Here is an 11,697-nt window from a genome sequence, read left to right as displayed (position 1 = left end):
TAATTGGTATGGAATTTTGTCAAGACATTGTTAATGAATTAATGAGAATCAGGCGTAATAAATTACCATTTTTTCAGAGGGGTATGAGGGCTATGTCCTTTATTCTATCTATGTTCTGACGGGGTTGTCACCCCGTGAAGGTTTTAACCCCTGGCGGATCTGATAACAAGGGGATAAATGTTACTTAAGTTATCGCAAATATCTCTTCCAGATCAATCAAATTCAACTCAATCAAGCACTCATGTTTAACAAAGTTCTGATTGCCAATCGCGGTGAAATTGCCTGCCGAATTATTCGCACATTAGACCACTTAGGAATTGCCTCAGTAGCAATATATTCTGAAGCTGATGCTCATGCTAAGCACGTTTTTACTGCCACAGAAGCAGTTTGTATTGGTGGCCCAGCAGTAGCAGAAAGTTATTTAAACTTTGAGCGTATCCTCGAAGTTGCGCGTCAAACTGGGGCTCAAGCTATTCATCCCGGCTATGGTTTCTTAAGCGAAAATGCAGAATTTGCTGAAGCTTGCGATCGAGAAAATATAGTATTTATTGGCCCAACTCCGGCTCAATTGCGCTCCTTTGGATTGAAGCATACCGCACGGGAACTAGCAGCAGAAAATCATGTGCCTTTAACCCCTGGCAGCCAACTTTTAAACAGCTTAGAAGCCGCAGCAATGGCAGCAAACGCAATTGGCTATCCAGTGATGCTCAAAAGTACCGCTGGCGGTGGTGGGATTGGTTTACAGGTGTGTTTAAGCGAAGAAGATTTAGCAGAAGCTTTTGAAAAAGTACAGCGTTTAAGTCAAAGTAATTTTAAACAAAGTGGTGTTTTCTTAGAGAAATATATTCAAACTGCTAGACATATTGAAGTTCAAATATTTGGAGATGGCAAAGGAAATGTCATCGCCTTGGGTGAACGCGATTGTTCCGTGCAGCGACGCAATCAAAAGGTGATTGAAGAAACACCCGCACCGGGAATTAGCGATGAATTACGACAACAGTTATATGCAGCAGCAGTAAAAATGGGAAAAGCGGTAAATTATCAATCCGCAGGAACCGTTGAATTTGTCTATGATGTCGATACAAAACAATTTTACTTTTTAGAAGTCAATACCCGCTTACAAGTAGAGCATGGCGTAACTGAAACTGTTAATAGAATTGATTTAGTTGAATGGATGATAAAACTTGCGTCTGGGGATTTGTTTCCTCTAGAAGAGTATTGCTATCAGCCACAAGGACATTCTATTCAGGTGCGAATTTATGCAGAAGATGCTAACAAGAATTTTCAGCCGAGTTCGGGGTTGCTAAATCAGGTGATTTTTCCTGAAAATATCCGCTGCGATACTTGGATAGAAACGGGAACGGAAGTTACACCTTTTTACGATCCGCTGTTGGCAAAGGTGATTGTTTATGGTAATAATAGAGAAGACGCGATCGCGCAACTTAAATCCGCTTTAGATGCAAGTCAAATTGCAGGTATTGAAACCAATTTAGATTACCTTCGCCAGATTTTAAATGATTCGAGATTTAATCAAGCTGAACTTAGTACCCGCTTTTTAAATGCTTTCAAATATGCTCCTTTAACTATCGATGTGTTAGATAGTGGAACTTATACCACCATTCAAGATTATCCAGGACGTTTGGGATATTGGGATGTGGGAGTACCCCCATCTGGCCCGATGGATCATTTAGCATTTCGATTGGCAAATCGTTTAGTCGGAAACTCCGAATCAACCGCCGGATTAGAGTGTACAGTCATGGGGCCAACTCTGCGCTTTAATGCCGATACAGTTATTAGTTTAACGGGTGCAACTATGAAGGCAACCCTGAATGGTGAAGCCATACCATTTTGGACGGCAATTGCTGTTAAAGCTGGAAGCACTCTCAAATTAAAAGCAATTCAAGGTGATGGCTACCGCACTTATTTAGCCGTAAAAAATGGCTTCAATGTTCCTGATTATTTAGGCAGTAAAGCTACTTTTGTTCTGGGGAAATTTGGGGGGCACGCAGGCAGAACATTACGACCGGGAGATGTGTTAAAACTTAATCAATCTGCGACAATAGATACAGAAAAAAGTTTACATCCTGCACTTATTCCTACTTACAGTAATAATTGGGAAATCGGGGTTTTATATGGCCCGCATGGAGCACCAGATTTCTTTACTGAGGAAGACATTGAAATGTTTTTCTCAACTGAATGGAAGGTGCATTACAATTCAACTCGGACGGGAATTAGGCTGATTGGCCCTAAGCCAAAATGGGCGCGTCAAGATGGTGGAGAAGCGGGTTTACATCCGTCTAATATTCACGATAATGCTTATGCGATTGGGACGATCGATTTTACTGGTGATATGCCTGTAATTCTCGGTCTTGATGGCCCTAGTTTGGGAGGTTTTGTTTGTCCGGCTACAATTATTCAGGCTGAATTGTGGAAAATTGGACAACTGAAACCAGGGGATAGTATTCGTTTTCATTGTTTAAGTTTTGCGGAAGCATTGCAACTAGAATTAGAGCAAGATCGGCAAATCGCTACTCTTTCTCCTAATGTTTTTTGGGAGGAAAAGAAGATATCAATTCCCACGGTTGGTTCACCAATACTGCACGAAATTCCGGCATCAATGGGACAGGTTGCTGTTACTTACCGCCAAGCTGGAGATAAATATATTCTAGTTGAATATGGCCCCTTAGTTTTGGATCTAAACCTACGTTTTCGAGTACATGGATTAATGGCATGGTTGAAGGCGAATCCGTTACCGGGAGTAATCGATCTAACGCCAGGAATGCGATCGCTACAAATTCATTTTGATAGTCGCCAAATTTCGCAACAACAGTTAATGGATGCCTTGATTGCAGCAGAAGAGGAATTAGCTGCAATTGAGGATATAGAAGTACCAGCGAGAATTTTGCACCTCCCTCTATCTTGGGAAGATGAATCGACGCTGCTTGCTATTGAAAAATATATGCAGTCGGTGCGAGCGGATGCGCCTTGGTGTCCGAGTAATATTGAGTTTATTCGCCGCATTAATGGACTTGATAGCATTGATGAAGTCAGAGAAATTGTCTTTAATGCTAGCTATTTGGTGATGGGATTAGGGGATGTTTATTTAGGTGCACCTGTTGCTACTCCCCTCGATCCTCGCCACCGTTTGGTAACGACTAAATACAACCCCGCACGCACTTGGACTCCTGAAAATGCAGTGGGTATTGGTGGTGCATATCTGTGTGTTTATGGGATGGAAGGGCCGGGAGGATATCAATTTGTTGGTCGCACGATTCAAATGTGGAATCGGTTTAAACAAACAGCGGATTTTGAATTGGGTAAACCTTGGCTTTTACGCTTCTTTGACCAGATCAAGTTTTATCCAGTTTCTGGTGAGGAATTGCGGCGCTACCGGGAAGATTTTCTTGAAGGTAAGTTTAAATTACAAGTTGAGGAAATAACGTTTAGTCTGAGAGAATACAATCAATTCTTGGATGCTATTGGTGACGATGTAGCTGAGTTTAAAGGGAAACAACAAGCGGCCTTTAATGCAGAGCGCGATCGCTGGGCTGCATCTGGGGAATTTGAAGTGGAAGCGGCATCAGAAACAGCGATAAATATGGCTAATGATGTCACAGCAGAGATCAATTTACCTCCCGGTTCTGAGGCTGTTGTTGCTCATGTTTCAGCTAATGTTTGGCAGGTATTAGTTAATATTGGAGATGTGGTTGCAGAAGGCGATCGCTTGTTAATTTTGGAAGCGATGAAAATGGAGATTGCTATTACTGCGGATGTGCCTGGGACTGTGGTAGAGTTGTTTTGTCAAAAGGGGGAAACGGTGACTGCTGGACAAAGTTTAGCCGCGATTCAACCTGAGTAAGGATAGGGAAATCCGTATTCGACAAGTTCTTGGTCTGTAATACTCTTAAACTAGAAAGAGTAAAGCTACTTAGATTCTCAATTATGTTGCTTCAAGGTCATCAGCGCACGAAGTTAGACGATACCGACGATACATTATTCTATTCATACCCTCGCTTTGTAACTCATGTAGATGAGGGATTTATCGAGCAATTGACTCAATTGTATCGCGATCGCCTCAAACCGAATACTCGAATTTTGGACATGATGAGTAGTTGGGTTTCGCATCTACCGGAGGAGATAGAATTTGCTCACGTTGAGGGACACGGGTTGAATGCGGAGGAATTGGCGAAGAATAAGCGGTTAAATCATTATTTTGTGCAGGATTTGAATGCTAATCCGAAGTTACCGCTACCCGATGCAGATTTTGATGCAGTTATTAATTGTGTTTCTGTTCAATATTTACAGTATCCCGATGCAATTTTTGCGGAAATGCGGCGGATGTTGAAACCGGGGGGAATCGCAATTATTAGCTTTTCTAATCGGATGTTTCATCAAAAGGCGATCGCTGCTTGGCGGGATGGTTCGGAAAGCGATCGCGTAGAATTAGTAAAGCGTTATTTTGCGTCTGTAGAAGGGGTAAATATTCCCGGTTTTAGTCAACCGGAAGTGATTGTCAAGCAGTCGAATGTACCAAGTTTTCTGCAAATGTTGGGGATGGGTGGTGGCGATCCATTTTATGCAGTTATTGCTTACCGCCAGAGTTAATAATTGTTTGATAATTGGGGCTTGAATTGGCGGTTGAAACCGCTTCTAGACGAAAGTTTATACCCATGACAAGGGTTAAATTTTTACATGACTTTGTTGGTATAGATGCGATTTCAATCGTCCCATATCTATCGGGTAATCATTCATCGCGATCGAACTCAGCTAAGATACTAAAAATTTCATTAGGACTAATATCTTCTCGGTCTGATTTAGAGTAAATAGTTAGGAGAAGTACGCTGGTTGGTGACTCAACTTGATAGATAAGTCGATAACCGGCACTTTTCCCTTTTTGGATGTTACTATTTTTGACTCTCACCTTCAAGATAACATAATTTTCACCTATCCCCGAAAGGCGATCGCCTATAAAGTTCCCACCTTGGAATTGTTCAAAAATTGGCTCAATATCTGAGCGGATACGTCGATATTTTTTTGACAGTACATACAAATTTGCCTCAAATTCGTCTGAGAATCTGATAGAAACTGAGCTAGGTTCATTCACCATCGATCCTCTCCCATAACTCAGAAATTGGTCTAGTTTGTCCAGATTTAGCTTCCTGTAATGCTCGCCGGAGACTGGCTTTTATTTCTTCAATGGGAGTATCATCAGGATCGGTTTCCATTTCCTCAGTTACTTCGGGAAAAAGTACGATCACTCGCACGCGACTAGGTGGGAATTTTTCAATAGGTCGATCGAGGTACAATTGACCTTTGTCATCTAGAGTTCCTGTGACTTCAACGGCTTTCATCTAGCTATCCTCAAATTTTTATCGATCATATCATATTCGTTGAGAATTTAATAAATATGATAGTAGTGTTCATCCTACAAGTGAGGTAAGGTGCATGAGAAGCAAAAGCTCTTATTTTCTCTACCTATTGCTGCCTATGACGCACCTATAAATTGATTAGTCTTCAATCTTGGATCTCTTCGTTAAAAGTTGGTGTATCCCTTGGATAATTGTCATTTCTAGGCTCAAAAAAGCCATTACTGACTAAAACTAATAACAGAATTAAACCACCAACTATCAACCAAAATTCTTCGGCACGATCGCCCCCGATATCTCTCACATCATACCAATTTGTACAATTCCTACAATGAAAGATGTATGCTTTGGTCGGATGCTGACAATAATTACAGGGGAGGCGTTTAAGGTTACTATTTTTGTAGGGACATTCTTGCATGATTTTAACCTATTTTTCTGGAAAATTAGCTAAAGATATTACGGTCACTAGGCGCTGCGTTTGGATTCGATCGCTGAGATTCAAGGTTTATAAAAGCAGCGCCACCGTACAGATTTATTAAAGCGATCGCCATCCTTTGACCTAGTTAGGTTCGCAACTTTTTCCACCTTTGGTATTACTGTTAGGCACACAGGAACTAATTAAAAAGTCTTGAGCTTCACTGCCGACATTATTTGAAGTTGATTTAGTAGCTAAAGACAAGAGTGAGTTAGATGAAATCGCGATCGCTGCCAGCAATAAAACTTGTGAAAAATAGTGCCTTTCATCCCTGTTTACCTTCTCTCTAAAGTTGGTTAATAAAGGGAAGACCGAGTTAGCTAAACTCGCTTAGTGAACTCTAGAATTTCAATCTCCACATTTCAATCATGCGGCAACTATCAAAGCCGAAAAGCTCAATCTGCGGTTCAGGGTTTGGTTCAGTTGCATTCTTAGCAGCGATCGCACTGGTTCAGTCTTTGGCTCACTGTTCGGTGCATAGTAGTGGTTAGGACTGACTCACGCTGTCTCTTTTACAGGTAAACTGCCATAATGGACTTACGTTTTAATGGGGGTTGTCTGGCTATCAAGCAAACATGATGTGAACCCGATCGGCAGGGTAATATGACTAAGGACAGCTCGATCGAGCATTTAATTATTTCTTCCCTCTTCTTATTCCTCGGATATGAATGAAAAAGCTGACCAGCTACTCAAACAAGGGATTTGGCAATACCAGGCTCGTCAATTTGAAGCGGCCTTAGAGTCTTGGCAAGGGGCGATCGCGATTTATCGAACTCTCGGCGAAAGGCGGCGGGAAGGGGCGGCTCTGGGAAATCTGGGAGTAGCTTGGGAAGCGATGGGGGACTATGCTAAAGCGAGGGATTGCTATCAACAGCATTTAGCGATCGCGATTGAAATTGGCGATCGCACTGGAGAAGGGAATGCCCTAGGAAATTTGGGAAATGCTTGCTATGCTCTAGAAGATTTTTCTACGGCTGTCAATTATCAACAACAACGTTTAGCGATCGCCCGAGAGAGCAAAGATTGGCGATCTGAGCAGCAAGCATTGGGAAATCTAGGTTTAGCTTACGACGCACTGGGAGATTTTGCTGGCGCAATTGAATGTTATCGGCAGCAGTTGCGAATAGCGATCGAAAATAACGAACCTCGCACTCAGGGAAAAGCGCTGACAAGTTTAAGATTTGCTTATTATTATCTAGGAGATGAAGCCAAAGCTGAGGAGTACCGCTATCAACAAATCGCGATCGCGCGACAATTATTTTTAACAGAAAAAACCCCTGACTTTCTACAAACTGCCGAAATAGTAGGTTTAAATCCTGAGAGTGACTTTACTGGCGCAGACTTGAGCGGTATTAACTTACACTATGCTGATTTAAGCGGTGCCAACTTAATGAATACCAATCTCTGTAATGTTGACTTCACTCTGGCAGATCTCAGCGGCGCATTGCTGAGCGGTGCGAACTTAACAGATGCTTGTTTATCTAATGCTAACTTGCGTGATGCTGAACTAATTGGCGCAGATTTGAGCGGTGCGGATTTGCGAACAAAATTACCGCGTGCGAATTTAAGCGGTACAAATTTAAGCAGAGCAAATTTGAGTAGTGCCTATTTGTCAAATGCAAATTTAAGCGGCGCTAATTTGAGCGGTGCTAATTTAAAAAATGCCGATTTGACCGCAGTTAATTTGAGCAATACAAATTTAAATGGTGCTGATTTTAGCCGCGCTGATTTGAAAGATGTAATAGTAGAAAATGCTAAATTTATAGGAAGTTTGGGTATTTCGGAGAATATGAAAATTGAGTTGATGGAGCGCGGGGCAATTTTCGAGTAATACCAATTCTCCAAATGATTGAGACAAGCTGCATCGTTGAGTTAACGTCAGAAGATCGACCTCCTGCCTCATTCCTCTACTGTTGCATAACTTTGGAGAATTGGTATTACTTTGGAGAATTGGTATTAAATATTACTCTAATCCATTTTCCTTCAACACTCGCTCAATTGTTTCAGCTTCCTGATTTTGACCTTGCTGCTTAAATAAATCCCTAGCTTTTTTTAGCGGTTCCGCCGCTTCTTGGGGTCGATTTTGTTCGTAAAGAGCTCTCCCTAAAAGATAGTGAAGAACTGCTACATTAGGCTTGAGACTAACAGCTTTCTCAAAATTAGAAATAGCTTCTTCTAACTTATCTTGATTAGCTAAAACACTGCCCAAATTAGCATAAGCCTCTGCAAAGTTAGGGTTAATTTCAATTGCTTTGCGAAATGCTGCTTCTGCACCTGCTAAGTCTTGTTTTTGAACCAGTGCCACGCCTTTCTGAAAATAATCATTAGCGCTGGAATTCTCAGCTAAAATTTGGGATGCCAATAGTGTCGGTGTGGGTTTTGCTGCCTTTACAGATGGCAAGGTAGTAGCAGCAACAGCTTGAGAAGTTATTAGCGTTACTGCTACAGCAACAACAGTCAAAATATCCCTATTTTTGAATTTTTTCAACATTTCCCAAAAAATGTAGTGGTAGATATCTCTCTGAAATGAATACTCATCTTGTAGGGTGGGCGCTGCTATCATCTCATCTGATTAGGATAAATATCGTCAATTGAGCACCCACCAAAGCTGCTGTTACTATCGCTAGTGACTAACAACAAAAAACAAGCAACTAAACAACTAACTATTATCTGTAACACTAGCACGCGCTTCCTGAGTAATAGCCAAATTCTTTTGAGTTCTCGCCCATTCCTCCGGGAAGTCTGTTAAATTATAGACTTCTAAGGCATTTTCGTAACAGGCAAGTGCACGCTCCAAATTTTCCTGACGATCGAAGTAAACGCGATCGCCATAAGCAGCGGCCAAATTATTTTGAGTCCCGGCCCAAACATCTGGGAAATTATCGCGGCTAAAAATTGTAGAGATTGCCTCATAACCTGCGATCGCAATCTCTAAATTGTTACCTCTATCTCCTCCGGGAAATTGCTGCATTAAATTGCTGAAATTGCCAATCACGCCAGCCAAAGCTAAACTCTCCTCTGCATCTACTTCTGGTAGAGTAGCCATTGCCCAAGATTGTAACATTTCAGCTAAAACTGGATCGAGTTTATTTTGATTTGCTTCCAAAATCGGATATACGATCTCCGGGTCGGGATTTTCTGAGATTGTCTGCAATATCTCACCCAAAAAATTAAAGTACTCACTAGGCACTCCTTCTGGCAGAGACAAGTCCAAAGCTTCTGCTAATTGAACAGCAATTTCTTGCAAAAAGGAAGCCGCTTCCTCATTACCATCCTCTGCTATCCTTACTGCTGCCATTTCCATTGTTTGCACCAAACCAGCATCTAATAAGTCGGGATAGGAATTCAGCGTCTCTGCTTCTTGGCCAGTCTCGCAACTCAGCAGGTCATGAATGACTTTTAGATATGCTTCAATGCGTTCTTCATTAATTTGAGGGTTGTTACTTGTCATTGTTAGTTGTTAGTTGTTAGTTGTCCGTGGTTAAGTCGTTAATTGTTAATTTTTGGCTGTTGTTTTTAAGTATTGAGGCGGGAGGATTTAAGGGATTTCTCACTTAAGCATCGAGATATTGGCGAACCCGCCCCCGATCGGAATTATGCCTAACGAACCAGGCTTAATATTATTTGTTCCTTATGCTCGCACCTATCAACTAACAACCAACAACTAACAACTAACAACTATCAATTCAAAGATTCCAAAAACGCTTGTACTTTACCATTTGGTCTTAAGACCAAGCGAATTCTAGGAGTTTTTCCGCCTTCGACAGCAGAGACAAAAGGCTCCCCCACTAAGGGCATATTCGTGCGGTCTATGTAATCCCCAGCCGCTTGCCCGCGAGGAATAATGCGTTGAATCGACCCATTGGGATCTAGTTGCAAACTGTATTCTAAAGTTTCCTTCAAACCTTCAGGGGGAGTCCAATTCTGCTCGAAATAAGTTCTAGCCTCTGTAACTTGGGGAATTGTATCAAAAAGAGTGCGGTTGCTGTTAGGTGCAGCAGCCTGGGTATTTTCCTGTGGATTTACTGGCGATGGGGCATCTGCTAGGGGAGGCAGTTCGGTGTCCCCTGGAACTGCCGAGGGGATTCTGCTAAGAGTAGATGGGTTTGGCAAAGTGGGCAACTCGGAAGCTGACGGTGGCCCGTTTGACTCTGGAACAGGTATGGGATTTTGGGCAATAGGAGCTTGTTTGGGAGCTCTAGCAATGGGAGCTCCTTGGGTAACGGGGGCTTGGCGATCGCCTAAATCTCCCGGAATAGTAACAATACGTTCTGGGGGACTCGAAGGTGCAGGGACAGGCGCTTGGGGAAATAGCGGTGGCGGTGGCTGCACCGGGTTAGGTTGTGCAGGGAAGTGGGAGCTGCGGCTTGTGGCAATGCGGGGCTAGGTAATATAGCCCCTGGCGGTGGTAGTGGTGGTAATGGCGATTTGGCGAAAGCAGGGGGGGGAGGTATAGTCTGAGTGGGACTTGGAGAGATCGGGCTGGCGATCGCGCTAGGCGTTGAACTAGGTGCCTTCATCGCAGTTTGCTCGTTACGGTCAGAGCGATCGAGCAGTTTAATCGCACCGGTTGTCAATCCTACAGTTAAAAGTACCACTGCTGCACTGCGGAGCCAGGGTGTGGAAGCTTTACTTTCGCCTGAACGCTTGAAGTTAGGCAAAGCTAACAATTCTGTGGCATATTCATCAAGAGCTGTGGCGATGTCAAATAGCTGCAAAGCGCTCAGTTCGATCGCGATTCTCGATGTGTCATCCGCTAGCTGTCCTAAAAATAGCTCGTGAGCCAGTAAGCCCCGCGCTTGCAGGCGTGGGTGAGCACTGAGGAGAGGAGAAGTATTCGGGGGGTAGGGTGTTTTTGCATCCACCGTACTCGCTTCCTTTTCAAAAGGGTTGCGGTCTTCGTTCAGAATTACAGTAGGCGCTGTTGAGAGTTCCGAGCCTATTTCCACAATTGTGTCCGTACTTCCAGACTTTAATCTGAGATCGCCAGTCGGGGGCTGGCTGAGAAAGTCTTGCACATAAGTGCTTACCACTTCGTGTAGAGCTTCAAGTTGGGCGCGATCGCCTTTAAGCGTAACGTGCCTTTCTTCTGGTAAGCGCGGATCGTCGAGCCGCAGCTCGAAACGAAGAGATTTCAACACTGGTTTACCCGCCCAACGAGAGAGGGGCGAAACTTTAGCCGTGATTTCTAGGGTGCAAGTGGGGGGCGTGTACCGTCGCAGAACCATAGGGGTAATTAAAAATTAAAAATTAAAAATTAAAAATTTCAGGAACAAACCGATGGCATTTTTAATTTTTGGAACGGTCTAAAAGGGCTAGCCAGAGGCGACGATGACCGTCTGGGCTGCTGTAGAAGAGCAAATCAATTAGGAGTTTGAAGGCTAACTGAGTCAGATTGTCTGATGTTAAGTCTTCTGCATCTTCCATGCGATCGGAGTAAGTATTGCTGAAGGTATCCAGATAGTCTCCTAGCAGCGCAACTGTATGGGGTTCGCGGTTTTGCTCAGTGAGTTGTTCGAGCAGGCCGACGGCCCGACGGATCAAGGCCTGGTGTTGCTTAGCCAGATGACAGACGATTAAAACTAGCGATCGCGCTTCTTCCACATCTAGTTTTTTGCGCCCTCCCTGACTTTTCCGCAAAGGATTTGACTGTCTGAGTCGCCACAGGCTTACCCTATCTGCCACTAACGACTCTAGATTTAGTTCCGCCGCTACTCGGAGCATGGCATCAGAGCCAATCCCAGCTAAAGCTTCGAGCGCTAGCAGCACTAAATCCAGTTGGGCTTTAATGTTGTCTAGCTGCGTCGGTTCCGGTGCTTTCTGGGTCAGTTCTTCCCACTTGGGAGAAACTTTACC

12 protein-coding genes are annotated in these 11,697 nt (G+C 43.4%); 4 read left to right on the top strand and 8 right to left on the bottom strand.

Annotated elements, in window-relative coordinates; all coding sequences use genetic code 11:
• The first annotated feature begins 241 nt into the window (after positions 1–241).
• A complete protein-coding gene (gene uca, locus PN499_RS05585; RefSeq protein ID WP_272030705.1) occupies positions 242–3,859 on the top strand; it encodes an urea carboxylase in 3,618 nt (1,205 codons plus the stop codon).
• Positions 3,860–3,942: 83 nt separating this feature from the next.
• Entirely contained in the window at positions 3,943–4,605 is a 663-nt protein-coding gene (locus PN499_RS05580; protein WP_272030704.1) for a class I SAM-dependent methyltransferase, read from the top strand.
• A 139-nt stretch (positions 4,606–4,744) separates the two neighbouring features.
• On the opposite strand, the gene PN499_RS05575 is transcribed toward PN499_RS05580, so the two are convergent.
• From PN499_RS05575 to PN499_RS05565, 3 genes are all read right to left on the bottom strand, one after another.
• Positions 4,745–5,107: a type II toxin-antitoxin system RelE/ParE family toxin gene (locus PN499_RS05575; protein ID WP_272030702.1), complete on the bottom strand. Its 363-nt coding sequence runs from the start codon at positions 5,105–5,107 to the stop codon at positions 4,745–4,747.
• A complete protein-coding gene (locus tag PN499_RS05570) occupies positions 5,097–5,351 on the bottom strand; it encodes a type II toxin-antitoxin system RelN family antitoxin (protein WP_272030701.1) in 255 nt (84 codons plus the stop codon). Before PN499_RS05570 ends, PN499_RS05575 begins: the two co-directional genes overlap by 11 nt.
• 163 nt (positions 5,352–5,514) lie before the next feature.
• The gene (locus PN499_RS05565; RefSeq protein WP_272030700.1) at positions 5,515–5,670 is read right to left on the bottom strand and encodes a hypothetical protein; all 156 of its coding nucleotides are present in this window, start codon (positions 5,668–5,670) and stop codon (positions 5,515–5,517) included.
• 539 nt (positions 5,671–6,209) lie between these two features.
• Here PN499_RS05565 and PN499_RS05560 point away from each other — a divergent pair.
• Positions 6,210–6,332, top strand: a complete 123-nt coding sequence (locus PN499_RS05560) for a hypothetical protein (protein WP_272030699.1) — start codon at positions 6,210–6,212, stop codon at positions 6,330–6,332.
• A gap of 173 nt (positions 6,333–6,505) precedes the next feature.
• The gene (locus PN499_RS05555; protein WP_272030698.1) at positions 6,506–7,672 is read left to right on the top strand and encodes a pentapeptide repeat-containing protein; all 1,167 of its coding nucleotides are present in this window, start codon (positions 6,506–6,508) and stop codon (positions 7,670–7,672) included.
• Positions 7,673–7,804: 132 nt separating this feature from the next.
• Here the strand turns inward: PN499_RS05555 and PN499_RS05550 are convergent, their stop codons facing one another.
• The 5 genes from PN499_RS05550 to PN499_RS05530 form a co-directional block, all read right to left on the bottom strand.
• Positions 7,805–8,404 carry a tetratricopeptide repeat protein gene (locus PN499_RS05550; protein ID WP_272030697.1) on the bottom strand — a complete coding sequence of 200 codons (600 nt, stop codon included), beginning with the start codon at positions 8,402–8,404 and terminating at the stop codon, positions 7,805–7,807.
• Positions 8,405–8,500: 96 nt separating this feature from the next.
• Complete coding sequence (locus PN499_RS05545; protein ID WP_272030696.1) at positions 8,501–9,292, bottom strand: tetratricopeptide repeat protein; 792 nt, start codon at positions 9,290–9,292, stop codon at positions 8,501–8,503.
• Between the two features lie 230 nt (positions 9,293–9,522).
• Positions 9,523–10,173: a hypothetical protein gene (locus PN499_RS05540; RefSeq protein ID WP_272030695.1), complete on the bottom strand. Its 651-nt coding sequence runs from the start codon at positions 10,171–10,173 to the stop codon at positions 9,523–9,525.
• Positions 10,083–11,069: a DUF4335 domain-containing protein gene (locus tag PN499_RS05535; protein WP_272030694.1), complete on the bottom strand. Its 987-nt coding sequence runs from the start codon at positions 11,067–11,069 to the stop codon at positions 10,083–10,085. The genes PN499_RS05540 and PN499_RS05535 overlap by 91 nt, the downstream gene beginning before the upstream one ends.
• Positions 11,070–11,130: 61 nt before the next feature.
• On the bottom strand, positions 11,131–11,697 hold a 567-nt coding region (locus PN499_RS05530), incomplete at its 5' end, for a DUF3038 domain-containing protein (protein ID WP_272030693.1).

It is taken from the genome of Kamptonema animale CS-326 (assembly GCF_028330895.1).
In the GTDB taxonomy this organism is placed as follows: Bacteria; Cyanobacteriota; Cyanobacteriia; order Cyanobacteriales; family Microcoleaceae; genus Kamptonema; species Kamptonema formosum.
The sequence above is the reverse complement of the archived record's forward strand: the minus strand, read 5'-3'. Positions and strand labels throughout refer to the sequence as shown.

Coding starts and splice junctions, on each gene's coding strand:
- PN499_RS05580 (WP_272030704.1), top strand. CDS start 3,943: ATGTTGCTTCAAGGTCATCAGCGCACGAAGTTAGACGATACCGACGAT.
- PN499_RS05570 (WP_272030701.1), bottom strand. CDS start 5,351: ATGAAAGCCGTTGAAGTCACAGGAACTCTAGATGACAAAGGTCAATTG.
- PN499_RS05535 (WP_272030694.1), bottom strand. CDS start 11,069: ATGGTTCTGCGACGGTACACGCCCCCCACTTGCACCCTAGAAATCACG.
- PN499_RS05545 (WP_272030696.1), bottom strand. CDS start 9,292: ATGACAAGTAACAACCCTCAAATTAATGAAGAACGCATTGAAGCATAT.
- PN499_RS05550 (WP_272030697.1), bottom strand. CDS start 8,404: ATGATAGCAGCGCCCACCCTACAAGATGAGTATTCATTTCAGAGAGAT.
- uca (WP_272030705.1), top strand. CDS start 242: ATGTTTAACAAAGTTCTGATTGCCAATCGCGGTGAAATTGCCTGCCGA.
- PN499_RS05555 (WP_272030698.1), top strand. CDS start 6,506: ATGAATGAAAAAGCTGACCAGCTACTCAAACAAGGGATTTGGCAATAC.
- PN499_RS05575 (WP_272030702.1), bottom strand. CDS start 5,107: ATGGTGAATGAACCTAGCTCAGTTTCTATCAGATTCTCAGACGAATTT.
- PN499_RS05560 (WP_272030699.1), top strand. CDS start 6,210: ATGCGGCAACTATCAAAGCCGAAAAGCTCAATCTGCGGTTCAGGGTTT.